The organism is Quadrisphaera granulorum (genome assembly GCF_003149145.1).
Lineage (GTDB): Bacteria > Actinomycetota > Actinomycetes > Actinomycetales > Quadrisphaeraceae > Quadrisphaera > Quadrisphaera granulorum.
Window position 1 is genome coordinate 88,573 of sequence record NZ_QGDQ01000011.1, and the last position, 25,094, is coordinate 113,666.

Annotated in this window: 18 protein-coding genes; 8 read left to right on the forward strand and 10 right to left on the reverse strand. The window is 74.5% G+C overall.

Annotated features, from left to right (window positions below; translation table 11 throughout):
• Window positions 1-11 precede the first annotated feature (11 nt).
• The 4 genes from BXY45_RS10310 to mraZ form a co-directional block, all read right to left on the reverse strand.
• Window positions 12-1,802, reverse strand: a complete 1,791-nt coding sequence (locus tag BXY45_RS10310; RefSeq protein WP_170131437.1) for a peptidoglycan D,D-transpeptidase FtsI family protein — start codon at window positions 1,800-1,802, stop codon at window positions 12-14.
• 224 nt (window positions 1,803-2,026) lie between these two features.
• On the reverse strand, window positions 2,027-2,608 hold the full coding sequence (gene ftsL, locus BXY45_RS23230; protein ID WP_170131438.1) for a cell division protein FtsL: 582 nt from the start codon (window positions 2,606-2,608) through the stop codon (window positions 2,027-2,029).
• A gap of 119 nt (window positions 2,609-2,727) precedes the next feature.
• The gene (rsmH, locus tag BXY45_RS10325; protein WP_109774422.1) at window positions 2,728-3,762 is read right to left on the reverse strand and encodes a 16S rRNA (cytosine(1402)-N(4))-methyltransferase RsmH; all 1,035 of its coding nucleotides are present in this window, start codon (window positions 3,760-3,762) and stop codon (window positions 2,728-2,730) included.
• A gap of 333 nt (window positions 3,763-4,095) precedes the next feature.
• A complete protein-coding gene (mraZ, locus tag BXY45_RS10330; protein WP_109774327.1) occupies window positions 4,096-4,527 on the reverse strand; it encodes a division/cell wall cluster transcriptional repressor MraZ in 432 nt (143 codons plus the stop codon).
• Between the two features lie 318 nt (window positions 4,528-4,845).
• On the opposite strand from mraZ, the gene BXY45_RS10340 reads away from it, so the two are divergent.
• Genes BXY45_RS10340 through BXY45_RS10350 form a run of 3 tightly spaced genes read left to right on the forward strand, consistent with a single transcriptional unit; the run spans window position 4,846 to window position 9,576 of the window.
• On the forward strand, window positions 4,846-5,838 hold the full coding sequence (locus tag BXY45_RS10340; RefSeq protein ID WP_245961741.1) for an AAA family ATPase: 993 nt from the start codon (window positions 4,846-4,848) through the stop codon (window positions 5,836-5,838).
• A 7-nt stretch (window positions 5,839-5,845) separates the two neighbouring features.
• Entirely contained in the window at window positions 5,846-7,168 is a 1,323-nt protein-coding gene (locus BXY45_RS10345; protein ID WP_146211155.1) for a DUF58 domain-containing protein, read from the forward strand.
• Window positions 7,165-9,576: a transglutaminase TgpA family protein gene (locus BXY45_RS10350; protein WP_109774334.1), complete on the forward strand. Its 2,412-nt coding sequence runs from the start codon at window positions 7,165-7,167 to the stop codon at window positions 9,574-9,576. Before BXY45_RS10345 ends, BXY45_RS10350 begins: the two co-directional genes overlap by 4 nt.
• 216 nt (window positions 9,577-9,792) lie before the next feature.
• Here the strand turns inward: BXY45_RS10350 and BXY45_RS10355 are convergent, their stop codons facing one another.
• The 3 genes from BXY45_RS10355 to BXY45_RS10365 all read right to left on the reverse strand — a co-directional run bounded on the left by BXY45_RS10355 (window position 9,793) and on the right by BXY45_RS10365 (window position 16,263).
• Entirely contained in the window at window positions 9,793-10,239 is a 447-nt protein-coding gene (locus BXY45_RS10355; protein WP_109774336.1) for a DUF3040 domain-containing protein, read from the reverse strand.
• 158 nt (window positions 10,240-10,397) lie between these two features.
• On the reverse strand, window positions 10,398-11,681 hold the full coding sequence (dinB, locus tag BXY45_RS10360) for a DNA polymerase IV (protein WP_245961742.1): 1,284 nt from the start codon (window positions 11,679-11,681) through the stop codon (window positions 10,398-10,400).
• A gap of 229 nt (window positions 11,682-11,910) precedes the next feature.
• Window positions 11,911-16,263, reverse strand: a complete 4,353-nt coding sequence (locus BXY45_RS10365) for a DNA polymerase III subunit alpha (protein ID WP_109774340.1) — start codon at window positions 16,261-16,263, stop codon at window positions 11,911-11,913.
• A 254-nt stretch (window positions 16,264-16,517) separates the two neighbouring features.
• Between BXY45_RS10365 and BXY45_RS10370 the strand changes: the two genes are divergently transcribed.
• A complete protein-coding gene (locus tag BXY45_RS10370; RefSeq protein ID WP_109774342.1) occupies window positions 16,518-18,014 on the forward strand; it encodes an MFS transporter in 1,497 nt (498 codons plus the stop codon).
• A gap of 57 nt (window positions 18,015-18,071) precedes the next feature.
• On the opposite strand, the gene BXY45_RS10375 is transcribed toward BXY45_RS10370, so the two are convergent.
• The 3 genes from BXY45_RS10375 to BXY45_RS10385 all read right to left on the reverse strand — a co-directional run bounded on the left by BXY45_RS10375 (window position 18,072) and on the right by BXY45_RS10385 (window position 20,513).
• Window positions 18,072-19,595, reverse strand: a complete 1,524-nt coding sequence (locus BXY45_RS10375; protein ID WP_109774345.1) for an MFS transporter — start codon at window positions 19,593-19,595, stop codon at window positions 18,072-18,074.
• Window positions 19,596-19,675: 80 nt separating this feature from the next.
• Window positions 19,676-20,113 (reverse strand): SAV_6107 family HEPN domain-containing protein, encoded by a 438-nt coding sequence (locus tag BXY45_RS10380; RefSeq protein ID WP_146211156.1) that lies wholly within the window; start codon window positions 20,111-20,113, stop codon window positions 19,676-19,678.
• A 10-nt stretch (window positions 20,114-20,123) separates the two neighbouring features.
• Window positions 20,124-20,513: a DUF6504 family protein gene (locus tag BXY45_RS10385; protein ID WP_174976635.1), complete on the reverse strand. Its 390-nt coding sequence runs from the start codon at window positions 20,511-20,513 to the stop codon at window positions 20,124-20,126.
• Between the two features lie 370 nt (window positions 20,514-20,883).
• Here BXY45_RS10385 and BXY45_RS10390 point away from each other — a divergent pair, with 370 nt between their 5' ends.
• From BXY45_RS10390 to BXY45_RS10405, 4 genes are read left to right on the forward strand one after another with little or no spacing between them, the layout of a single operon-like run.
• Window positions 20,884-21,504 (forward strand): monooxygenase, encoded by a 621-nt coding sequence (locus BXY45_RS10390; protein WP_425468319.1) that lies wholly within the window; start codon window positions 20,884-20,886, stop codon window positions 21,502-21,504.
• Entirely contained in the window at window positions 21,501-22,364 is an 864-nt protein-coding gene (locus BXY45_RS10395; RefSeq protein WP_211319436.1) for a carotenoid biosynthesis protein, read from the forward strand. Before BXY45_RS10390 ends, BXY45_RS10395 begins: the two co-directional genes overlap by 4 nt.
• Before the next feature lie 19 nt (window positions 22,365-22,383).
• Entirely contained in the window at window positions 22,384-23,508 is a 1,125-nt protein-coding gene (locus BXY45_RS10400; RefSeq protein WP_109774349.1) for a glycosyltransferase family 2 protein, read from the forward strand.
• A 27-nt stretch (window positions 23,509-23,535) separates the two neighbouring features.
• Window positions 23,536-25,044 (forward strand): phytoene desaturase family protein, encoded by a 1,509-nt coding sequence (locus BXY45_RS10405; protein WP_109774428.1) that lies wholly within the window; start codon window positions 23,536-23,538, stop codon window positions 25,042-25,044.
• The last annotated feature ends 50 nt before the right edge of the window (window positions 25,045-25,094 follow it).

Here is a 25,094-nt window from a genome sequence, read left to right on the forward strand (position 1 = left end):
TCACTGCGAGGTCACTGCCAGGTCAGGGGTGGAAGCTGGGCCGGAGCCCCGCTCGGGGTGATCCCCTCCTTGCCGAGGGCGTAGCCCATGACGTCGGAGAAGACGGGCGCGGCGACCGTGCCGCCGTAGTGGCTGGTCTGCGGGTGCTGGACGATCACCGCGACCACGAGCTGGGGGTCGTCCGCGGGGGCCATGCCGATGAAGGACGACGTGTACTGCGGGGTGCCCGTGGCCCTCGTGGCCGGCAGGTCCTGCGCGGTGCCGGTCTTGCCGGCCACGCGGAACCCCGGGACAGCGGCGTTGAGGCCGGTGCCGTCGGAGGTGACCACGCCCTCGAGCATGGCGGTGACCTGCTGGGCGGTGGCCTCGCTGACCACGCGGGTGCCGGTCCCCGGGGTCGCGGGGGTGTAGGTGCCGTCGGCGTCGGTCGTCCCGGCGACGACGTGCGCGGGGATCCGCACCCCGCCGTTGGCGATGGTCGCGTAGACCTGCGCGGCCTGGAGCGCGTTGACGCCGTAGCCCTGCCCGAACAGCACGTTGTACGGGGTGCGGGCGTCGTTCTTCCAGCTGTCGGGCGTCCCGAGGATGCCGCGGGTCTCGCCGGGCAGGCCGAGCACCTTCTGCCCGATGCCGAACGCGCGCAGGTAGTCGTACCGCTGCTGGACGGTCAGCTTCTGGCCCACCTCGATGGTGCCGACGTTGGACGACTCCGCCAGCACCCCGGCGAACGTCAGCTTCTGCAGGTCGTGGGGGTGGGAGTCACGGACGAATCCCGCCCGGCCCGGGAGCTGGAGCCTGTCGGGCACCGTCAGCTGCGTCTCGGGGGTGGCCAGGCCCTCCTGGATGGCGGCGGCGGCGGTGATGAGCTTGCCGGTGGAGCCGGGCTCGAAGGTGTCCTCCAGGGAGCGGTTGTGCCGCTCGGCCTCCGGCGTCGCGCCAGGGTCGGCCGGGTCGATGGAGCCGGACTCCGCGAGGGCCAGCACCTGGCCGTCCTTGGCCATGACGACGACGGACACCCAGTCCGCCTCGGCGGCCTCGGCCTGCGCCCGGGCGGCGTTCTGCGCGTAGAACTGGATGTCCTCGTCGAGGGTGAGGCGCACGTCCTTGCCGTCGACGGCGGGTGTGGTGGTCTCCCCCGCCAGCGGGATGCGCTGGCCGTTGCGGCCCTGCTCGTACAGCTGCTCACCGTCGGTGCCGGACAGCGTGTCGTTCTCGGCGAGTTCCAGCCCGGCGAGTGCCGTGCCGTCACGGCTGACGTAGCCGACGAGGTTGCCCGCGGTGGTGCCCGCCGGGTACGTGCGGTCTTCCGCGCGCTCGGAGAAGATCCCCGGGATGCCCAGGGCGTCGACCGCGCGCCACTGCTCGGGGGTGAGGCGCTTGGCGAGGATGACGTACTGCAGCGGCTTGCCGTCGGCGCGGTCACGCGGGGCCAGCTGCGCGGCGAGCTCGGACTCCGGCACGTTCAGCAGCGGGGCGAGCGCCGCGGCGGCGTCCGGCGCCGTCCACAGGTTCTTCGCGTCGGGCTGCGGCCCGCGGAAGAGGTTGGGGTTGGCGGTGACGTTGACCCGCTCGACGCTCTCGGCGAGCACGTTGCCGTTGCGGTCGGTGATGGAGCCGCGCTGCGCGGGCAGCGTGACCTTGGCCAGCCGCTCGGCCAGCGCGTCCTCGGCGAGCTGTCCGGTGTCGAGGGCCTGCACCTGCAGCAGCCGCCCGGTGAAGACGCCGGTCACGAGGAGCAGCACCAGGGCGATGACGGCGGCACGCCGCTCGGGCCTGCCGGCGCGGACAGTGCGTCCGCGCACGGGACGCTGCGGCGGACGACCCGCGGGACGAGGACTCTGGCGGGCGCCTGGGCGCGGCGCCGGTCGATCGCCGGACCGGGCTGCGGACCGGGCTCCGGGCCCGGCTGCGGGGCGGGGGGCGGGTCTCACCGGGCGGCTCGGGCGCGGCGACCCGGCCGGGCTCGGCTGGCGCCCGGCCGGCGGACGCGGCGCACGGGTGCGCGGCGGGGCGCCGGGGGTGGTGCTCACGGGGTCCTCTCGCCGGTCGGGCTCGCACTCGAGGTCGGGCTCGACGAACCCGAGCGCGACGGAGTCGGGGTGCTGCTGGCAGTGGCGCCATCGCCGTCGCCGTCGTCACTGCCGCTGTCGGTGTCCACGGCGCCCTGCTCCAGCTGCGTGCCCGTGGGCGCGCCCGCTGATCCGCTGGGTACCGCTGACGGCGAACCGCTGGGCGTGGGCGACGAGGCGGGTGTGGGGTCACCGACCACGGCCTGCTCCTGAGGTGCCTGCAGCACCAGCCAGGCGCGCTCGGGCGCCTTGACCATGCCGAGCTGCCGGGCGCGCTCGTCGACGGCCCCCGGAGAGCTCACCTCCTGCAGGTGCTCCTGCAGCGCCTGCTCCTGCTCGGCGAGCAGGGTCCGCCTGGCCTGGAGGTCGTGCTCGGCGTAGCTGCCGCGGGAGAGAGCGATGTTGGTCCACAGCGCCGCGAGCAGGGAGGCGACGAGGACGGCGCCGCACAGCATGAGCGTCCGGGCACGGCCGGACCGAGGTCGCGGGGTGGCCCGGGCCGCGGCGCGCGTCGTCGTCCTCGGGCTTGTGCGGGTCACCGGTCGAGCGGTGCGGGTGCCCGGGCGGCGCGGGCCGCGCCCAGGGCGCGGGGCGTGCGGCGCAGGTGAAGGGGGCGGGGCCGGCGCTGACGAGGCCGCTGACGTCTTGGTGGGTGAGCTCACGAACGTCCTCCCGGAGCCGGGACGCGGCCGGACCGTACGCGCTCGGCGGCGCGCAGGCGCACCGGCGCCGAGCGCGGGTTGGCGGCCAGCTCGGCCTCGCTCGCGCGCTCCGCGCCGCGGGTCAGCAGCTGGAAGCGAGGGGCGTGCTCGGGGGGTTCGAAGGGCAGGCCGGGGGGAGCGGTGCTGGAGGTGGCCGCGGCGAGGGCCTGCTTGACGATGCGATCCTCGAGCGACTGGTAGCTCATGACCACGAGGCGACCGCCGACGGCGAGGGCGTCCAGGGCCGCCGGCACGGCGTCGCGCAGGGCGTCGAGCTCGCCGTTGACCTCGATGCGCAGCGCCTGGAAGGTCCGCTTGGCGGGGTTGCCGCCGGTGCGCCGGGCCGGCGCCGGGATCGAGTCACGGACGACGTCGACCAGACGCAGCGTGCCGCTGAACGGCTCGCGGGCCCGCTCACGGACGACGTTGTCGGCGATGCGCCGGGCGAACTTCTCCTCGCCGTAGACGTGCAGCACGCGCGACAGGTCGCGGGCGTCGTAGGTGTTGAGCACGTCGGCGGCGGTGATGCCCGAGGTCGGGTCCATCCGCATGTCCAGCGGGGCGTCGCGGGCGTAGGAGAACCCGCGCTCGACCTCGTCGAGCTGGAGGGAACTGACACCCAGGTCCATGAGCACGCCGTGGACCTGGGCGATGCCCAGGTCGTCCAGGACGTCGGGCAGCTCGTCGTAGACGGCGCGGACCAGCGTCGCGCGCTCGCCGAACCGTTCCAGGCGCGCGCCGGCGATGGCCAGGGCCTGCGGGTCCCTGTCGATCGCCACGAGCCGGGCCGCGGGCAGGCGCTCGAGCAGCGCTTCGCTGTGGCCGCCCATGCCGAGGGTGGTGTCGACGACGACGGGCGCCACGCCATCCGGGCCATCGAGGCGCTGCTGCAGGGCCGGCGCCAGGAGCTCCACGCAGCGGTCGAGGAGCACGGGCACGTGCCGCTCCCCCGCTGTGCGCTCAGCCGGCACCGGTGACGACTCCGGTGACATCTCGGGGAGGTCGGCGGGCAGGACGTCGTCCACGTGCGCTCCTCCCGTCGGCGACTGCGGTCAGCTGTGCAAGACGCTACTGATGGGACGATTGTGACTCAAGTGACGAGTCAGACACGTCCCCGCCCATCGTGCACGCCGAGAGGGGGGATGCGTGGACGTCGGCGCCCGGCACGCCGCGCGGCCAGGTCCCCATCCGCTCCGACGGGCCGGGGAAGTGGCCCGCGCTGCCTGACACCGGGGAAGGTGCGTCAGGACGCGAGGAGCGGCTGGAGGCCTGGCCGCACGGTGCAGGTGCGGTACCGGCGGGCCCCACTCACCCGGTGGCGGCACTCACAGGAACCCGGGCAGGTCGTCGAGCTGGACGCCGTCGTAGCTGGCCTCCGCCTGCGCGAACCGCTCGTCCCAGGCGGCGAGGTCCCAGACCTCCAGACGCTCGCCGGCGCCCACCACGGCCACTTCGCGATCGAGCCCCGCGAAGGACCTCAGCGTCGGCGGCAGCGTGAAGCGGCCCTGCTTGTCCAGCTCCTCCTCGGAGGCACCGGCCAGCATGACGCGTAGGTAGTCGCGCACCGAGGGGTTGGTGGCCGTCGCGGCTCGCAGTTCCTCGTAGCGGCGCTCGAAGTCGGCCCTGGGGTAGACGTGCAGGCACGGCCCCTGCCCACGGGTCAGGTAGAAGCCTCCGGCCAGCGCCTCCCGGTAGCGGGAGGGCACGAGCAGGCGCCCCTTCTCGTCCAGGCGCGGGGTGTGAGTGCCGACGAACACGGGTCGGCCCTTCCCCCCGGCGGGAGCCCGGCCTTCCCGCGCTCCGCATGCCTCCACGTTACTCCACTTCACTCCACCGGACCGGCTCCTTGCTCTTCTCCCGCCCGGTGCCGTGTCCCCGCCGACGTCCCCGCCGACGTCCCCGCCGACGTCCCCGCCGACGTCCCCGCCGACGTCCCCGCCGACGTCCCCGGCGCACCCTCGCCACACCCACGCCAGGGAGCGGCTCGCCGTGCCGTCCGTGACAGGAGAGGTGTCTGTGATCGGAGGTCCGCGGGAGGGACTGCGGTGGTCAAGACCGTGACGTACGGTTCGACGGTGTCGATCCCCCTCCCGTGGGGCGTGCGGGATGCCGACGGCGGCATCGCGGACGTCCGTGACGTGCTCGGTCGCATTCGTGACGCGGTCGAGAAGGTCGTCGAGGGCAAGGACGACGTGGTCCGCACCGCGCTCGTCGTCCTCCTTGCCGAGGGGCACCTCCTCGTGGAGGACGTCCCGGGGGTCGGCAAGACGATGCTGGCCAAGGCCCTCGCACGCGCCACCGGGGTCACGGTGCGGCGCGTGCAGTTCACGCCCGACCTGCTCCCCAGTGACCTCACCGGTGTCAGCATCTACGACGCCGAGCGCCGCGGCTTCGAGTTCAAGCCCGGGCCGGTGTTCGCCCACGTCGTCGTCGGTGACGAGATCAACCGCGCCTCCCCCAAGACGCAGTCGGCGCTGCTGGAGTGCATGGGCGAACGGCAGGTCACGGTCGACGGCACCACCCACACCCTCGCGCGGCCGTTCATGGTGGTCGCCACGCAGAACCCCGCCGAGATGGAGGGCACCTACCCGCTGCCCGAGGCGCAGCGGGACAGGTTCATGGCCCGCGTCTCCATGGGATACCCGAGCATGACCAGCGAGCTCGCCATGCTCGCCTCGCACGGCGCGCGCGACCCGCTGACCGACCTCGAGCCCGTCAGCGACCCCGGCGAGCTGCGCCGGGCCATCGCCACTGCCGCCGCCGTGCATGCCTCCCCGGCGGTCCAGCAGTACCTGCTCGACCTCGTCACGGCCACCCGCACGCATCCCGCTGTGGCGCTGGGGGCCTCGCCCCGCGCGAGCCTGCACCTGCTGCGTGCGTCACGGGCCGTGGCCGTGCTCGACGGCCGTGACCACGTGCTCCCGGACGACGTGCAGTCCCTCGTCGTCCCCGTCCTGGCGCACCGGCTGGTGCTGTCACCGGAGGCCTCGGCGGTACGCCGCACCGCCGAGGACGTCTTGGTCGACCTCCTGCAGCGGGTGCCCGTGCCCAGCTCCTCGAGGGTCTGACCCGCTCGTGACGCCCGCCGGACGAGCCACCCGCGCGGTGTGGGCCGTCGGGCTCACCCGGCGCGGACGCGCCCTGCTGCTGGCGGGCCTCCTGCTCGGAGCCGCCGGGATGTGGCAGGGCCAGCAGGCCCTCCTGCGGGTCGCGCTGCTCGTGCTGATGCTCCCCCTGCTGTCCCTGGCGCTGGCTGCCCTGACGGGCACGAGCACCACCGTGCGGCGCAGCACCTCGCCGGAGCGCGCCGTCGTCGGCCAGGCCTGCCGGGTCCGCCTCGACCTGCGCAACCCCGGCCGCATGACGACCCCCGTGCTGCTCGCGCAGGACCGGCTGCCCGCCGGCTGGCCGCGCGCGCCCCGCTTCACCGTCGACCCGCTGCCCCCCGGCGGACGCGCCGCCGTCGCCTACTCCGCCACTCCCCCGCGGCGCGGACACCACCGCCTGGGGCCGCTGCAGGTACGGGTCACCGACCCGCTCGGGCTGTGCGAGCTCCCGCTGCGCGCCGGAGGCCGCTCCGAGGTGCTCGTGCTGCCCGCCACCACCGCGGTGCCCGGCGCGAGCGCGCTGCTCACCGGCTCCGGTGGCGACGACGCCGGCGGCGGCGCGGGCACCGTCAGCGGAGAACGCGGCATGAGCACCCGCGAGTACCGCTCCGGAGACGACCTGCGCCGCGTCCACTGGCGCTCCACAGCCCGCCGAGGCGAGCTCATGGTCCGCCAGGACGAACAGCCCCGGCAGCGCCGCGGCGTCGTCGTCCTCGACCGACGCCCCGGCGCTCACTCCGACGAAGCCGCCTTCGACCACGCCGTCGCCGCGGCCGCGTCCCTGGCGGTCTCGCTCCACGACGCCGGAGCGGCCGTGCACCTGGAGCTCGCCGACGGCCCTGCCGGGCAGCCGCAGGCCCAGGGCCGGGAGCACCTGCTGGAGCGGCTGGCCCTCGTCGAGCCGGCCGACGGCCCGTCGCTGGCGCTGAGCACCATGCTGGCCGCCGCGCTCGGAGGCCGCAGCGAGGCGGAGTCGCGCGACGGGATCGTCGTCGTGGTCGCCGGTGCCCTCGGACGCGCCGACGCCGACGCGCTCGCGACAGCGGGGCGCGGCGGCACCGTCCGACGGCGCTCGGCGTCCCTCGCCGTGCTCTCCCAACCCCCCGCCCCCGGCGCCGTCGAGGCGCTCCTCGGCGGCGGGTGGGCCGTGCTCGACCTGTCCGAGGGCGAACCACTGGCCGACGCGTGGCTGCGGGCGCGCGAACCGGCAGCGGCCACCGCCGCGAGCAGCAGCACGATCAGTAGCACGAGCAGTACGGCCGCCACCACCGCCGGAGGATCAGCACCGTGACCTCGACAGGACGCCTGCGGCTGGCCTCGACCGTCGCCGTGCTGGCCACCACCGCCGGGCTGCACCTCGTCGTCGAGGGCACCGCGTGGTTCGTGCAGGCGCTCCTGGCCGTCGTCGTCGTCGCGGCGACGGGCGCGGCTGCCTCTGCGCTGCGACTGCCCGGCTGGGTCGGGGCGCTGGCCCAGCCGCTGGCGCTGCTCGTGGTGCTGTGCGTGCTCTTCGTGCCCGGACAGGCCGTGCTCGGGCTGCTGCCCGGGCCCGAGGCGCTGCGCGCGCTGTGGGTGCTGGCGCTGGAGGGTCGCGAGACCATCAACAGCCAGGCAGCGCCGGTGGTCGCCGAGCCCGGGCTGCGGCTGCTTACGACGGCGGGGGCAGGCGCCGTCGCCGTCGTCGTCGACATCGTCGCCGTGGTGCTGCGCTCCCCCGCCCTCACCGGACCGGTGCTGTTGGCGGTGCACGCCGTCGCGGTGGTCTTCACCCCCGGTGGCGTGACGTGGGGCTGGTTCGCCCTCGCCGTGGCGGGCTGGCTGCTGCTGATCGCTGCGGACGGCGGCTCGCGCGCGGCCGCCTGGGGACGGCGCGTCAAGCAGCGGCCCACGGCTCGCACGTCTCCCGGCGGAAACGGCGGCGGAGGCGGTGCGGGCAGGGGCGATGGGCGTGCCGTCCGGGCGGGGACGGGGGCCGCCACCGCCGTCGCCGTGACGGTCTCGGTGGTCGCCGTCGTCGCCGCCGTGGCGGTGCCTCCGCTGGTGCCGGGCACCACGTCGGTGGTGCTGGTGGGCGGCAACGGCGCAGGCATCGGCGGCGCCGCCGCGAACTCCGTCAACCCCCTGCTCGACCTGCGCTCCGACCTGGAGAGCCAGGGCACCGCCGAGGTGCTGAGCTACCGGACCTCCGCCCTCACCCCCACACCGCTGCGCATCGTCACCGTCGACAACTTCGACGGTGAGGTGTGGCGCCCGTCCGAGATCGACCGCTCCCAGACCCGCGCGCTGGGCGACGGCATGCCCGGCGTGCCGGGGCTCGCGCCGGACACGCCCCGGACCGACGTCCGCTACGACATCACCGTCGAGGCGCTGCGCCAGCAGTGGCTGCCCACGCCCTACCCGGCGACGTCCGTGGAGATCGACGGCGACTGGTTCGTCGACACCAGCACACTCAACATCCGCGCCCAGGGCCGCACCGCCACGCGTGAGGGGCAGGACTACCGCGTGGTCCAGGCCGCGGTCGCCCCCACCCCGGAGCAGCTGCGCGACGCCGGCCCCGCCCCCGCCGACGTCGTCGAGCGGTACACGGCGCTGCCGCAAGGCCTTCCTCCCCAGCTGGAGCAGCAAGCGCGCGAGGTGGTCGGCTCCGAGACCAGCGGTTTCCTCCAGGCGACGAAGCTGCAGGACTGGTTCCGCAGCACCGGCGGCTTCACGTACTCCCTGGAGGCGCCGGAGCCACGCTCGGCGAACGCCCTCGTCGACTTCCTCAACGACAAGACCGGGTACTGCGTCCACTTCGCCTCGGCGATGGCCGTGATGGCCCGCACGCTCGGCATCCCCGCGCGGGTGGCGGTGGGCTTCCTGCCAGGGGCACGGCTCGGCGACGGGACCTGGCAGGTGACGCTGCAGGAGGCCCACGCCTGGCCGGAGCTGTACTTCGAGGGCGCGGGCTGGGTGCGCTTCGAGCCCACCCCCAGCGCCCGGACCGGCGCCGCTCCCGCGTGGACCATCGCCCCGGTCGCCCCGCCGACCGCCTCGACGGCCCCGACGGACGGAGCCAGCGTGCCGTCGGTGGCGCCGAGTGCAGCGGCGACCTCCTCGGCCGCCCCCGCCACCCCCGGGACGACGACGCAGACCAGCGCGCAGAACGCTGGTGTGCCCTGGTCCGGCCTGCTCGTGGTGCTGGCCCTCGTGCTCGGAGTGCTTGCTGCGCCGCTGGCCAGCCGTTCGCTGGTGCGCCGGCGGCGGTGGCGGCACGCCGACACCGCCGCAGCGCAGGCGGAAGCCGCGTGGGCCGACCTCGTGGAGCAGATCGGTGACCTCGGGGTGAGCGTGCCGCCCTCACAGACGCCCCGACAGGTGGGGAGCCGCCTGGCCGAGGGGCTGCGACGGGACGGGCCCGGGGCTCCGGGAGCTCCTGTGGGGAGTTCGGGCGGCTCGGGCGGCTCAGGCGACTCGGGCGGCCAGAGAGACCGAGAGCCGCAGGCCGTGGCCCGCCTCGTCGGCGCCGTCGAAGGCGCTCGCTACGGGGCACCCGGCTCTGCCGGCGGCGGGACGGCGCTGGTCGAGGACGTGCGCGAGGTGGTCGACGCGGTAGTCGCCCAGCGACCGCGCTCGGCGACCTGGCGCTGGCGGCTGCTGCCGCCCTCCGGGGTGGCGCACCTGCGTCGCTGGGGTCGGGCACTGCTGCGCCGCGGCTGACGCGCCGCGCCTGACGTGCGAGCCGGCTCGAGGGCCGCCCCGGGGTCACACCTGCGCACTTCAGGGGCGAGTGCGGGCGCAGGACGCCCCTGAAGTGCGCAGGTGCGGAGCCGCGGGTCGGCTTTCCTCCGACGGCGGCACGCGAAGAGGCCCGCCCCCTGGTGGGGACGGGCCTCTCGTCGTCGTGATCCCTGTCAGCGGCAGGGGTGGTGGGGCTCAGCCCCAGCGGTCGTCGCGGCGGCGGTCCCACCGCTGCTCGAGCCGCTGCATGAAGGTGCCGGAGCGGCGAGCCCTCGGGCCGCGCGGTCCGGTGGCCGGGCGCGGCCCCGGGCGTCCGTCGGCGCCGACCACACCGATGGGGCCGGACTCTGCGCGACCGCCCCCAGCGCCGGAGACCGCGTAGAGGATGCCGCCGAGCATCACCAGGAATGCTGCGCCACCGAGGCCGTAGACCCAGCCGCGCTGCGAGAGCGGGATGAGGAACAAGATGGCCACGAGCGCCGCCAGGCCAGCGACGGCGATGCTGACTCCGAGGACCAGGCTCTTCTTGCCCCCACCTGCGCGGCGAGGGCCGCGCATGGTCGAAGCGAAGCGGGGGTCGTCAGAGAGCAGTTGCTGCTCCATCTGCTCCAGCAGACGCTGCTCGTGCTCAGACAGCGGCACTGCGACCTCCTGCGATCCTTCACTCCGGAACCACAGGATAGGTCCCGTCAAGGGGTGGGGAAAGCCGGTCTCGCCCAGCGTGGGCAAGGCAACTTTCCTGGTCCCACCTGCACCACTGTCCCCATGCGCACCAGCATGTGAACCCTGTCGGCGAGGCGTCAGCGCCCCTTGCCCCCCGGACGAGGGAGCAGCAGCGACGCCGGGGTCACCGCACCGCTGCCGAAGCGCCGTCCTGCCGCGTCCACAGCCCGGTCAGCCTCACGCCAGCCGCGCTCCGGTTCATCCAGACGGAGCTGGCGGGGCACCCGATCGGCGTCGACAAGGCCCTCCACACGCACACCCACCAACCGGATGCGTGCCCGCTGCAGACCCATCGCCGCCCACAGGGCCGCGGCGGCGGCGTAGACGTCGCGGCCAGAGTCGGTCGCCTCGCGCAGGGTCCGCGAGCGCGTGACGGTGGTGAAGTCGGCGAAGCGGACGACGAGCACCACCGTGCGGCCGACGTGCCCGTCGCGACGCAGGTGGCGGGCGACGCGCTCGGACATGCGGAGCACCTCGCGGAGCACGACCTCGGGGTCGTCGACGTCGACGGCGAAGGTCTCCTGCGCGCCCGCGGATTTCTCGGCCACGGCCGCACTGGTCACCACGGGGCGGGGGTCGCGGCCCCAGGCCAGCTCGTGCATGGAGGAGCCGAGCGCGTCACCGAGGGCGCGGCGCAGCGTGGTCGACGGCGTATGCGCCACCTGCCCCACGGTGTGCAGGCCCAGGCGCGCGAGCGCCTCCTGGGTGCGCTCCCCTACGCCCCACAGCGCACTGGTGGGCAGCGGGTGCAGGAAGGGCACCACCTGGTCGGCGGGCACCACGAGAGCGCCGTCGGGCTTGGCGCGGCCGGAGGCGAGCTTGGCGACGGCCTTCGTCGTCGCCAGTCCCACCGAGCAGGTGATGCCCTGCTCGTCGGCCACCCTGTCGCGCAGCTCGGTGGCGATCTGTAGCGGCGTGCCCGAGCGGCGCACCGCTCCGGAGACGTCGAGGAAGGCCTCGTCCATGCCCAGCTGCTCCACCACCGGGGTCACCGAGGTGAGCAGGGCGACGACGGCGGCCGAGACCGCGGCGTACCGGTCGGGGTCGGGCGGGAGGACGACGGCGCCCGGACAGAGGCGGCGGGCGCGGCTCATGGACATCGCCGAGTGGACGCCGGAGCGGCGTGCCTCGTACGTGGCGGAGAGGACGACGCCGCGGCTCGACCCGCCGCCGACGATCACCGGCTTGCCGCGCAGGTCGGGGCGGTCCAGGAGGGAGACGGAGGCGTAGAAGGCGTCCATGTCGACGTGGAGCACGGTGCAGCCGTCGCTCGCGTCACCGGGGGTGTGCTCGCGCAGACCGGCGACGGAGGCGGCCACGGCGGGGTCGAGCCCGGCCCGCTCGAGCTGGCGGCGGCTCACGCGTCCCCACCCCCGCCTGCTCCCCTTCCCGCACTTTCCGCGGCAAGTGCGCTCCTCCCGCCGCGCGAGCTCCTGCCCCATCCCGCGGATTCCCGCCCCATGGCGCGAGTTCCGGCCCCATCCAGCTCCGTGATGGGGCCGGAACTCGACTCAAGGGGCGCGAACTCGGCCGAAGGGGCGGAAGAGCCGCGGAAGGCGTCCGGCCGGTGCGCTACCCGGCTGACCGGGCTCACCACCCGGCGCTCCCGGAGCTGGAGTGCCACAGCTTGCGCGGAGCACCCCGACCAGCAGCGCCGCGCTCGGCGTCGAGGAGGTCCTCGAGGGCGTCGTCGGCGCTGCGCTCGACCGTCTGGTCGGCGCCCCCGTCGCCACTGCCGGCGGCACCGGCGGCAGAGACCCGGGTGTTGCGGGTGTCACTGCCGGGCGGGGCGATGTCGGCGTACGGCGAGAGCAGGAAGCCGCTGGCGTGCACGAACACCCGCCGGCCGCCTGCGCGCCCCCGCTCGGAGCGTGGGCGGTCTCCCACCGGCAGCCCGCTCGCCGCCGCGGCTTCCTCGGCAGCTTCCTCGGCGGCCTCCTGCGCGGCCCGCAGCGCGGCCTCGTCCTGGGCCGCGGCCTCCCGGGCGCCGGCGCCCGCGTACCGCTCGTCGTGCTGGCCCGGCCCGGAACGCCCCGCGTCGAGACCGGGCACGGCTCCGTCGTCGCGGCCCTGTCCGATGACCCGCGAAGGTGCCATGACCGGCCGGGTCGAACGGGACGCCGCCGCCCCCGCCACCGCCGCCGAGCCATACCCGGCGGCCGGCTGGCCTGCCATGACGCGGTAGACACCGTCCACCCCGTGCTCGGACCAGACCCGCCACAGTGCGGGCATCGCCCAGGCGCCCGTGGCGCGCAGCGACACCCCGCGCGGACCGGTGCGTCGCAGCTCACCGCGCACCACGAGCAGCCACGACCCGAACACCGTCGAGGCGTACGGCCCCTGCGCGTCCTCGAAGAAGGTCGCGTCGACGGGACCGGTGGAGTCGTCCAAGGTGAGGAACACCACGCGCCGGCCAGAGCGGATCGGCGGGGTCTGCGTGGCCACCTTCACGCCCGCCACCAGCAGCTCGCTCCGCGACCTCTGCCCGCGCAGCGCACTGGAACGGACCACACCGATCGCATCGAGCATCGGCCCGTACGCCGCCACGACGTGGTGGCTGGCGTCCAGGCCGAGCACCTCCAGCTCGGTGCGCACCTGCTCGGCGGGAGTCATCTCCGGCAGACCGGACGGCTCGACATCACCGGGGGCATCGCCGAGGTCGAGCGCCAGCTGCACGTCCTCCGAGGTGGCCAACTTCCCATGATCACGAGGAGTTGAGCGGGACGACGACGACGAGCGGGTCCGGGCAGCACCGCGATCGAGCGCACGGGTGTGCCGGTCGAGGTCGGCGACTTGCAGCAGCAGGTCGCGCCGCGTCACCACGCCGCGGCGGCGCACCGGCGCGGTGAGCCCGAGCCCGTAGATCGCGTCCAGCGCACCCGTGAGCACGAGCCGCTCCAGCACCGGCCGAGACGGGCGAGCGCGGTTCCACAGGTCAGCGAGGGAGTGGTAGGGCTGACCAGCGACGATGCGCGCGACCTCGGCGTCGCTGATGCCCTTGACCTCGGCCAGCGACAGCCGGATGCCCCACGCCCGCCCGTCGGGCACGGCGGCGTCCAGGCGGTAGCGGCTCGCGGACGGGCCGTACCGCTCGGCGGCCTCCCGCTCGCTCCAGCGCGGCGGTTGCGCGGGCGCCGGCCGCGGCCTCTCGTCGTCGTCGTCGCGACCTGGACCGGCGGGGTACTGCTGCAGCACCGCGGGCGGCGGTTCGTCCCAGGGCGCCACGTGCTCCACCCGGTACTCCCCGGTGGAGGCGTTGACGTCGAGCGGGAGCACCGCGACGCCCATCGTGCGGGCGTCGTCGAGGATGAGGCGCTTGGGGTACATGCCCGGGTCGTGGGTGAGCACCCCGGCGAGGAAGTGCGCCGGCCAGTGGGCCTTGAACCACGCCGACTGGTACGTGGGCAGCGCGAACGCCGCCGCGTGCGCCTTGCAGAACCCGAACGAGGCGAAGGCCGCCAGCACCTCCCAGATCCGCTGCACCTCGGCCGGCGTAAAGCCGGCCGCGAGCGCGCGGGGCCGCCACCAGGTCTCCACCTCGGCCTGCCCGTCGCGGGTGCCCAGGGCGCGGCGGACCTCGTCGGCCTGGGTGAGGCTCACCCCTGCGGTCTCGGCGACGATCTGCAGCACCTGCTCGTGGAAGACCACCACCCCGCAGGTCTGCTCCAGCGCCTTCCGCAGTCGCTCGTGGAGGTAGTCGGGCGCGCGCCAGCCCTGCCGGGCCATGAGGAACGGCGTGACCATGTCGGACTTCACCGGCCCGGGCCGGAACAGGGAGATGTCGATGACGAGGTCGGCGAAGTCTTGCGGGGCGAACTTGCCGACCAGCTCTCGCTGCCCGGGTGACTCGATCTGGAAGCACCCGAGCGTGCGGGTGGAGCGGATGAGGCGGAAGGCGTCGTCGTCGTCCAGGGGCAGGGTGTCGAGGTCGATGCGCTCCCCCGTGGTCCGCTCCACCTCGCGGGTGGCGTGGGCGAACGCCGACTGCATGCGGATGCCGAGCACGTCGAGCTTGAGCAGGCCCATGACCTCGACGTCGTCCTTGTCGAAGGAGCTCATGGGAAAGCTCGTGGCGGACGGCTGCACGGGCGTCCGGTCCAGCAGCGACGCATCCGAGAGGAGCACCCCGCACGGGTGCAGCGCGGTGTGGCGGGGCAGCCCGTCGAGGCTCTCCACGAGGTCGTAGAGCAGGTCGAGGCGGGAGTCGGCCAGGCCCGAGGCGCGCAGTTCGGGCAGGTCGCGCAGGGCGTGGCGGACGTCGCGGGCGCGCAGGTGCGGGAAGGCCTTGGCGATGGCGTCGACCTCCCCCGGGGGCATGCCGAGGGCCGCGCCGACGTCGCGGACGGCGTGGCGGACCCGGTAGGTGTCGGTCATGGCGACGGCGGCCACGCGGTCTCCTCCGAAGCGGGCGAGCACGGCGTCGTAGACCTCGGTGCGGCGGGCGGACTCGACGTCGACGTCGATGTCGGGCAGCTCCGCCCGCGCGGTGGTGAGGAACCGCTCCATGAGCAGGCCGTGGGCGATCGGGTCGACCCCGGAGATGCCGAGGAGGTGGTTGACGAGGCTGCCGGCACCGGACCCGCGGGCGGCCACGCGCACGCCAAGCCTGCGGGTGAGGTCGCACACCTCGGCCACGGTGAGGAAGTACGTGGGGAAGCCGAGCGCGCCGATGACGCCCAGCTCCTCGTCCATCCGGTGTCGCACGCGCTGCAGGTGCGCGAGGGAGGCGCTCGGGTAGCGGGTGTGGACGGCTGCCTCGCAGCGGGCGCGCAGCACGGCGGCGGCGTCGTCGACGGTGCGCACCGCGGGACCGGCCACCAGCCACGGCTCGGGCAGGTGGACGGCACCGATGCCGAGGTCGGCGCGGGGGTCGAGGTGGCAGCGGGCGGCGAGCCGCTCGGTGTCGGCGAGCAGCTGGGCGGCGCCGCCGGACTGGCAGGCTCCCCGACCCGCGCCTGCGGCAGTGGCGATCCGCTCGGCGAGGTCGCGCATGGCAGCGGCCGGCTTGAGCCAGCCGTGCCCGGTGGCCCTGTCGAGGTGGCGGGAGGCCAGCGGCACGAGGCGGCGGGCAGCGTCGAGCACGTCGGCGGTGGCGGCGCCCTCGGGGCCGGCGTGGCGGACGGCGTTGGTGAGGACGGCGGGGATCCCGGCCTCGCGTGCCAGGGCCAGGGTGCGCGCGGCGTGCCCGAGGCTGGCGGGGGTGCCCTCGGGACCGAGGTGGCAGACCACCTCGAGGGCCAGGCAGCCCAGCGGCAGGGCGGAGTACCAGCGCGCCAGCAGCGCGCGAGCGAGGTCGGGGCGGCGGGCCAGCAGCGCGCGGCCGACCTCGCTGTCGGGTCCGAGCAGCACGGTGAGCGCGGGGGCTCCGGAGGCGGGGTCGACGGCGTGCTCGGCGATCTCCTCAAGGGTGGTGACGGGGGTCCCGCGCCGTCCGCCGACCGCGCTCAGCGAGCCGGGCGCCTCCCCGCGGGTGTGCGCGGCGGTGGACAGCCGGCACAGACGCGCCCACCCGACCCCGGTCGGCAGGGGCGGGTCGCCCGGATCGGGGGTCCAGCCCGCTGCCGCGGTGAGGGAGGTGCTGGACCCGTGGGCGAGGACGACGACGCGGGGCAGCCGCGCGTCCACGGCGGCTCCGCCGCGCACCGGCGCCCTCCCCCCGCCGTGATCATGGGAGTCCGCCACCCTGCCGCGCCCGGTCCGGTGGAGGAGGTCGCTGGGCTCGACGGCGAGCTCCATCCCCAAGATCGGGACGACGCCCTCCTGGGCACACGCGATCACGTGCTTGACCGCACCGCGCAGCCCGTCGCGGTCCGTGAGAGCAAGAGCGTGCTGACCATCGGCGGCGGCTCGCTCGACGAGCGCGGCCGGAGTGTCGGTGCCGTGCTGCAAGCTCCAACCGGAGGCGACGTGCAGGTGTGTGAACGACTGCTGTGACGGCGGCACCTCGCTCCTCCCCGGACCGGCCCGCGGCGTTCTCCGCAGGGCAGCAGGCCGGGGAAGGTCAGCCTGGTCGAACTTTTGTTCGACTCCATAGAGACTACACGCCACCCGGCACCGCGCACAGGCGGACGGCAATAGGCCCCACTCCACTTGGGCGACCCGTCGATGACCTGCGGCAACGACTTCGAGTGGTTGCCGGGGACAACCGGGCGTAGCGTCGCGCCGCCGTCAAGGACGCGGCACGGAGGAGGAGAGCCATGGCTACCGCCAGTCCCGCCGCAGCGGGCACCGCCGGCTCCATCAGGAGCTTGATCCCCGCACGCATCGACCGCCTGCGATGGGCGCCCTTCCATACCCGGATGATCATGGCGCTGGGCACCGCCTGGATTCTGGACGGGCTCGAGATCACCATCGCCGGCTCCCTCAACCCGATCCTCCAGGACAAGGCAGCACTGGGGATGTCGGTCACCGAGACCGGCTTCATCGCCACCGTCTACCTCGTCGGCGAGGTGGTGGGAGCGCTGGTCTTCGGCCGCATCTCCGACGCCCTGGGCCGCCAGAAGCTCTTCATGCTCACCCTGGCCGTCTACCTCGGCGGCAACGCGCTCACGGCGCTGACGTGGAACGGGGAAACCTCCGGGCTGGTCTTCCTCTATCTGACGCGGTTCATCGCCGGCGCCGGCATCGGCGGGGAATACGCCGCGATCAACTCGGCGATCGACGAGATGATGCCCGCGCCCTACCGCGGCAGGGTGGATATCGGCGTCAACGGCACCTACTGGGCCGGCTCGATCATCGCCACCCTCGGCACCTACCTCCTGCTCGACACCATGCCAGTGAGCTGGGGCTGGCGCGTGGCGTTCCTCATCGGCCCGGTGCTGGGCATCGTCATCATCTTCCTGCGCCGCCACCTGCCGGAGAGCCCGCGCTGGCTGCTCATGCACGGCCGCGAGCGCGAGGCCGAGGAGAACATCGCCACCATCGAGCGTCAGGTGGAGGAGAGCGGGCAGCACCTGGCCCCCGTGGACGACTCCAAGGCCATCGAGGTCCGCCCCGCCCCGGCGCAGGGGTACATCACGCTGGCGCGGGTCCTCTTCAAGACCTACCCCCAGCGCGCCACGCTCGCCGCCACGCTGATGATCACGCAGTCGTTCCTCTACAACGCGATCTTCTTCACGTACACGACCGTGCTGACGGCGTACTACGGCGTCGCCGCGAGCAGCACCCCGCTGTACCTCATCGGGTTCGCTCTGGGGAACTTCATCGGGCCCCTCGCGCTCGGCCACCTCTTCGACACCTGGGGCCGCAAGAAGATGATCGCGGGGACCTACCTGCTCTCGGGGGCCCTCCTGGCCATCACCGCGGTGCTGTTCAACGCCGGCGTGCTCAACGCGGTCACCCAGACCATCGCCTGGGCGGTCATCTTCTTCTTCGCCTCCGCGGGGGCCAGCTCGGGCTACCTCACGGCGAGCGAGCTGTTCCCCATGGAAGTGCGCGCGCAGGCGATCGCCATCTTCTTCGCCATCGCCCAGCTCTGCGGCGCCGGCGCTCCCCTGCTCTACAGCGCGCTCATCGGCAGCCTGGACGACCCGTCGGTGACCCGGCTGTTCATCGGCTACCTCATCGGCGCCGGTGTGATGATCATCGGTGGTGTCGTCGCGGCGTTCCTCGCGGTGGACGCCGAGGGCAGGTCGCTCGAGGACGTGACGATGCCCCTGTCCGCGGTGAGCACCCGCCCTCGCGCCACCGGCTGACCCGCGTCGTTTGGCGTTGCCTGCAGGGACCCGCCCTCCCGTACGCCGGGACAGCGGTCACCTGCGGGCCTCCGGGACGGGCACGTCGGCAGGCAAGCCAGCCGCCAGCCCCACCGACGCCTCCACCAGGCCCTGCCCCGCCGAGCTCGATCGCTGCGCCGCGGCGTAGGACGCCGACAGTCGCCGGTACTGCGGGCTCGCCAGCGCCAGCAGCGTCACCACCAGCCCCGCCGCGCCGGTGATCACGAAGACGAGGGCGATGGCGCGTGCCTGTCCGGTGCCGAACCAGCTGCCGATGGCCTGGGCGCCCGCGCCGTCACCGCTCATGAAGGGGACGACGACGAACTGCGTCAGCGGCCCCATGAGGAACGCCGTGATCGGCGCCGCGGACTGCTCCACGCTCTGCGCGAAGCCGAACACCCGCCCCTGCCGCTCGTAGGGCACCACGCGCTGGAGCACGGTCTGCTCGGCGGCCTCCGCGAACGGCATGAGCAGCATGAAGACCGCCATCGCGACCGTCAGGCTGACGATCGAGGAGGCCAGGGGGAAGAGCATCGTGGCTGTCCACGCGGCGACATTGACGAGCAGCAGCAGGCGCACCGGCCGGCTCCCCAGGCCCCAGCGCGCCACGAGCAGACCCCCGACGATCATCAACGCGCTCAGGCCGCCCCACAGCAACCCCCACACCTGCACCGACACCAGCGACAGGCCGTAGGCGTCCATGAGTGCCATGAAGCCGCCACCGATGAAGTTGTTGAAGCAGCTGAAGGCGATGAGCGGCACGAGACCCGGCACACCGCGCACCAACCGCCAGGTGCCGCGCAGGTCGACCCCGCCAGCGCCTCCGCCAGAACCCGGTGCGGCGTCGCCAGAGCCATCGCGTGGGGTGTCTCCAGGCCCCGCGCCCCCACCTGGGTTCGCAGGCGGCGACTCTCCGGGCACGGGCTCCGGAACAGGCACGCGAGCGAGGTGGACCACCGAGGCGGTCAGCACCACCAGGGCGAGCAGCAGCACGTGCAGCATCCCGCCGGAGGCGACCAGCACCCCGCTGATCACGGAGGTGACGAGCATCGAACTGCCGGTGACGGTGCCGACCAGGCCGTTGGCACGGTCGCGGCGGTCTTCCGGCACGAGCAGCGTCACGAGCGCAGGCAGCGCGATGGCGCGCGGGTTGCCGGCGATGACGCCCAGCATGAGCGCCACGATGAACACCCACAGCTGCCAGGAGGTGACATCGCCGAACGCCTCGGGCGGAGTCAGCAGGTACAGCGCCAGGCAGGCGGCGTAGACACCCGCCGACACGAGCGCGGAGACCTGCATGACGGTGCGCTTGCGGTAGTTGTCGACGAGGCTCCCGAACCAGATGCCCGTGGCCGCCGTGGCCACCACGAAGATGCCCGCGATCATGCCGGTCGCGAAGACGGACCGGGTCTCGAGGAAGACCCAGAACGTGATGGCGAACCAGACCGTGTAGTTGATGACGAAGACCACGGCGTTGCTCACCAGTAGATGGGCGAACACCCGCTGGGTGCCGTGGCGCAGGTCCAGCCGAGGCTGCGGGGCGGGGTCGGCGGTGGTCACGGTCTCTTCTCCTCGCCGTAGACGACACCACGATGACGGCTTCGGGTCCCGGAAGTCATCGGGTTTCCCGCAGCCCCAGGTCAGGAGGCGGCCAGCGGAAGCCCGCCGAGCCAGATCCGGACGTCGAGCAGCTCGGCGATCAGGGCCGTGAACGCCTCGGCCTGAGCCAGGTGCGCGTCGGCTTCGGGGCCCTGGACCGCCGGGCCGCGGCCGCTCTCGACAGCAGCCCGGCGCTCGGCAGCGGCCCCGAAGTACAAGGCCCAGCCCTCGACCTCCGGAGCGAGCGCGACCAGCGACTCCCAGACATTGACGGGGCCGCGCCTGCGGCCGCCGACCACCTGACGGGCGGCAACGACGGCCGCGCCCGCACGCAGCGCGGCCAGGTGGGCCTCGACGAACCGGTCTGCGGGGTCGGTAGCGGCAGCGGCCAGCGAGAGTTCCGTGGCAGCGCGTTCGAGCAGCCTGACAGCGCCCGCGGGAGCGGGTGCCTGCGCGGGGCCGCGGCCGCGAGGTCTCACAGCGGCCACGTCAGTCCACCACCCGCACGAGGCGCCAGCAGGCCTCCGCGGTGGAGCCGCTGGTGTCCGTTGACTCCGCGGGCGCACAGGCGAGCTCGAACGTGCCTGGCTCCACCCCGAAGCCCGCGCTGGCCGCCACGCGCCACACCTGCTCGTCAGCGGCAGGGCCGGCGGCGCGGCTGCCCGGCTGGCGGACGAGCGCGCTGCTGCCACGCACCTCGACAGCCTCTCCGCGCAGCGCCCTGGCCTCCACGCCCTGCCACCAGGGCAGACGCGAGCTCCAGGTGGCCAGCACCTCACGCACCACAAAGAGGCGGCCGCGCCAGACGAACGCCGTGGGCGCCTCCGGCTCACCCTGCTCGACCTTGACGTGCACAACCTCGTCGAACGACCGGCTCACAGCTCCTCCTCCTGAGGCACTGGCGGCGCGGCCCCGGGGCTTCCCCTCCCCGGTGACCGCGCCCACCGCCATCGAACACGCGTTCGACGAGAGCAGTGAATCGGTGATCCCGCTCGCCATCAACCCGCTGTCCACGTCGACGACGCTGCCACCGGGGTCTGACAACCGGGCCCCACCTGCGGTGACGCCCCGGAGAGCAGTGGATGGCGATCGGGTGAGCACGCTCGGGAAGCCCACCCGCGCGAGCCGCGGCTACCGTGCTTCCGTGGCATCCGAGCGCTCCGACGACGGCGGGGGCGCCGTCCGCGTGCGCGCGGTCCTGCACCTGTGGCGGGTGCCGACACCCGCGGTCCCCGCCGCCATCGCGAGGATGGCGCTGGACCGTCGCCACCTGCGCGCGAGCGGAGCTGCCTTCTGGAAGCTGCTCGGCACCGGCAACGGGCGCACCTTCACCCCTCGCGACGCCGACCCCCACCAATGGGCCGTGCTCACCACCTGGGACGACGACGCCGCCGCGGCCGCCTTCGAGAGATCGCCCACGGTCCGCGCCTGGGACCGGCTGGCCGCCGAGCGCCTCCGGGTGGAGATGGTGCCGGTCGCCAGCCGCGGGCAGTGGTCGCGGCGGGAGCCGTTCGGCACACCCGCGCCGTCCCGCGCGGGCGCGACAGGTCCGGTGGCGAGCATCACCCGGGCGCGCATCCGCCTGGGCCGTGGCCGCTCCTTCTGGGGCGCTGTGCCCCCTGTCTCGAGCGACCTGCACGCCGTTCCCGGCCTGCGGCTCGCGGTGGGCATCGGCGAGGCGCCCATCGGGCTGCAGGGCACGTTCAGCCTCTGGAACAACTCCGCCTCCCTGCGCGACTTCGCGCACCGGCGCTCCGCCCACCGCGAGGTCGTGGCGCGCACCGCCCGCGAGCGGTGGTACGTCGAGGAGCTCTTCGCCCGCTTCTCCGTCACCTCACTGGACGGCACGCATCACGGGAGGACGCCGTGAGCGCCACCGAGGCCGTCCCGCTGCGCCGACCGCTGGCCGTCACGGGCGGGCAGCGCGTCGCGCTGCTGCTGGCGGCCGTCGCCGTCGTCGTCCAGATCACCTACCCGCTGCTGTCCGGCCATGTACTCATCACGGCCACCGTGACGAGCGTGCTCGTGTTCGCGGCGGCGTCGCTGATCAGCGCCCTCGCCACCCACGGCCTGCGCGCCGCGGCGGCGCTCGCACTCGGTGCGGGCGGCGTCGGGCTGCTCGCCGAGGCGGTGGGCGTGAGCACCGGCTTTCCCTTCGGCGACTACGCCTACGCGGGCACGCTGCGCCCGCAGGTCCTCGGTGTCCCGGCGGTCGTCCCGGCCGCCTGGCTCATGATGGCGTGGCCGACGATGCTCGCCGGTCGCTCCGTGGTCGACCTGCTGCGCCGCCGCTTCGGGCCCGTGCCGCACTGGGCCGCGGTACCGCTGGCCGCGTGGCTGCTCACGGCGTGGGACCTCTCACTGGACCCGCAGATGGTCGCCGCAGGGCACTGGAGCTGGGAGCACCCCGCTCCGGCGCTGCCGGGCATCCCCGGCATCCCGCTGACCAACTACGCCGGCTGGTTGCTCGTCTCGCTGGTCGTGCACGCCGTGCTGCACGTCGGTGTGCCCCGTGGCGTGCGGCGCGGGGTGGCACCGGGTGCAGCGATCGGGGCCGGCGCTCCCGCGCTGCTGCTGGGCTGGACCTGGCTAGGGTCAGCCCTCGGCAACGCGGTCTTCTTCGGTCGGCCGTGGGTGGCTCTGTGGGTGTTCGTGGCCATGGGCCTGGTGGCCCTGCCGGCGCTCGCGCACCTGAGGCACCGCGCCCCTGGGCGCTCCCCCACCTCGTGAGCGCCCGGGTGAGCGCCGGGTGAGTGCCGCGGAGCGGCTGGTGCGGGCCGGCAGCGCCGTCGCCGTCGTCGTCGCCCTGCACACCGCCGTCAACGCAGCGCTGCTGCGCCGCCCTCTCACCGCGCCACCGCCCGTGGCCGAGCGGGTCAGCGTGCTGCTGCCCGTGCGCGACGAGGCGCACCAGGTGGGCGGCGCCCTCGCGGCGGCGCTCGCGAGCACAGGCGTGCCCGATTTGGAGGTGCTGGTCCTCGACGACGGCTCGCGCGACGGCACCGCGGCCACGGCACGCGACGCCGCGGACGGTGATCCGCGGGTGCGCCTGCTGACGGGCGCACCGCTCGCGCCGGGCTGGCTCGGCAAGCCCCACGCGCTGGCGCAGCTGGCGGCCGCGGCCTCGGGATCGGTGCTCGTCTGTCTGGACGCCGACGTGCGGCTGGCCCCGCATGCCCTGGCGGCCACCGTCGACCTGCTGCGTCGCCACCGACTCGACCTCGTCAGCCCGTACCCCCGGCAGCTGGCGCTCACGCCGGCCGAGCGGCTGGTGCAGCCGCTGCTGCAGTGGAGCTGGCTGGCCACGCTGCCACTGCGGCTGGCTGAGCGGTCGGCCAGGCCGTCGCTCTCGGCGGCGAACGGGCAGCTCATGGCGCTGGACGCCGCCGCGCTGGTACGAGCCGGCGGCTTCGCGGCGGTGAAGTCCGAGGTTCTCGACGACGTCGCCCTCGTCCGCGCGATCAAAGCCGTCGGCGGACGGGGCGGGGTCGCGGACGGGACGGACCTGGCCACCTGCCGGATGTACGACGGCTGGCCAGCGCTGCGTGACGGGTACGCGAAGTCGCTGTGGTCGGCGAGCGGCTCACCCGCGGGCGCGGCGTTGCTGGTCGGCCTACTCGGGGCCGTGTTCGTGCTGCCCGCCGTGGCGGCGCTGACCGGCATCGGCAGTCGCTCGGGTCGCTGGGTGGGCGTGCTCGGGTACGCCGCGGGCGTCGCCTCCCGGGTCATCGCCGCGCGCCGCACGGGCGGGCGGGCCTGGCCCGACGCCCTCGCGCACCCCGTGTCGGTCGCGGTGCTGTGCGGCCTGGTGGTGCGCTCGTGGCGGCTGCGCCGCTCCGGCGGTCTGTCATGGAAGGGCCGGGCGCTGCCCTGACGTCAGCGGGCGCCTACCGTGGCGGACGTGGCCCGGGTGATCGTCGTGGGCGCGGGCCTGGGCGGGCTCGCCGCTGCCGCGCGCCTGGCCGCCCTCGGCCACAGCGTCACCGTCTGCGAGCAGGCTGAGACCGTCGGCGGCAAGCTCGGCTGGTACGAGCGCGACGGCTTCGCCTTCGACACCGGCCCGAGCCTGCTGACCTGGCCCGACCAGCTGCGCCGCCTCTTCTCCGCCACCGGTACGCCCCTGGAGCAGTCCCTGGCGCTGCAGCCGGTCGCGCCCACCGACCACCGCTTCACCGACGGCAGCCGCCTCCACCTCGACGACGACCTCGGCCCCGGCTGGCGCCGTCTCCTCGAGCGCGCGCGCCGCATCTGGGACGCCACCGAGGGCCCGTTCCTGAGCCGACCGCTGCACGGCCCACGCACCCTTGCGGTCCTCGCCGCGCGCCCAGGCGGCCTGTGCGACATCGTGACCATCGCCCCCGGCACCTCGCTGCGCGCCCTGGCCGAAGCCCACCTCGACGATCCGCGCCACGTCGCCCTCGTCGACCGGATGGCCACGTACACCGGCTCCGACCCGCGCCGCGCGCCCGCGGCGCTCGCGTCAGTGCTGCACCTGGAGCTGAGCGGTGGCTCCTGGTACGTCCCCGGCGGCCTGCGCCGCGTGGTCGACGCCGTCGAGGAGCGCGCCCGCGAGCGCGGCGCGCACCTCCGCACGGCCACGCGCGTCGAGGAGGTGCTCCTCACCGGTGGGCGGGTCGTGGGCGTGCGCCTGGAAGGCGGGGAGCACCTGGCCGCGGACGTCGTCGTCGTCAATGCCGACGCCTCAGCGCTCTACGGCGTGCGCACCCCACCCGGCCAGCCAGCTCTGCTCCCCCTGGCAGGCCGGACGCGCAGCGCCCGCGCGGGCCTCGCGGCCACCACGCCGTCGCTGAGCGGCTTCGTGCTGCTGCTGGCCCTGCGCGAGCGCACGCCCGACCTCGCCCATCACACGGTGCTGTTCCCGCCCCTGGACGGCCTCGGCTACGACGACGAGTTCGACGCCGTCTTCGGCTCAGGACGACGACGCGGGCGGCCCAGCGCCGTCCCCGAACCGGCGGTGTACGTCAGCGCCCCCAACGACCCGGCGCTGCGCCCGAACGACGACTCCGAGGCGTGGTTCGTGCTGGTCAACGCCCCCCGGCACTCCCCGCACGACCCCCGCGCGGGCGTCGATTGGCGCGCGCCGGGGTTCGCGGACGCCTACGCCGACCACGTGCTCGCCGTCATGGCGCGCCGCGGCCTTGACGTGCGCGGGCGGGTGCTGTGGCGCCACGTCCGCACCCCGGCTGACCTCGAGCGCGCCACCGGCAGCGTCGGCGGGTCGATCTATGGCTCCTCCAGCAACGGGGCCCGCGCGGCGTTCCTGCGCCCCGCCAACCGCTCGCGGGTGCCCGGGCTGCTCCTGGTGGGCGGGTCGAGCCATCCCGGCGGTGGCATCCCGCTGGTGCTCGCCTCGGCGGAGATCACGGCGGGGCTGGTCGGCGCGCCCTGACCTTCCGGCAGGACCGGTGCAGGACCAAAGCAAGACGACGACGACGGCGA

Excerpts from the sequence above, each read along its gene's own strand:
- rsmH (WP_109774422.1), bottom strand. The coding sequence starts at position 3,762 with ATGTCACCGGAGTCGTCACCGGTGCCGGCTGAGCGCACAGCGGGGGAG.
- BXY45_RS10370 (WP_109774342.1), top strand. The coding sequence starts at position 16,518 with ATGGCTACCGCCAGTCCCGCCGCAGCGGGCACCGCCGGCTCCATCAGG.
- BXY45_RS10390 (WP_425468319.1), top strand. The coding sequence starts at position 20,884 with ATGGCGCTGGACCGTCGCCACCTGCGCGCGAGCGGAGCTGCCTTCTGG.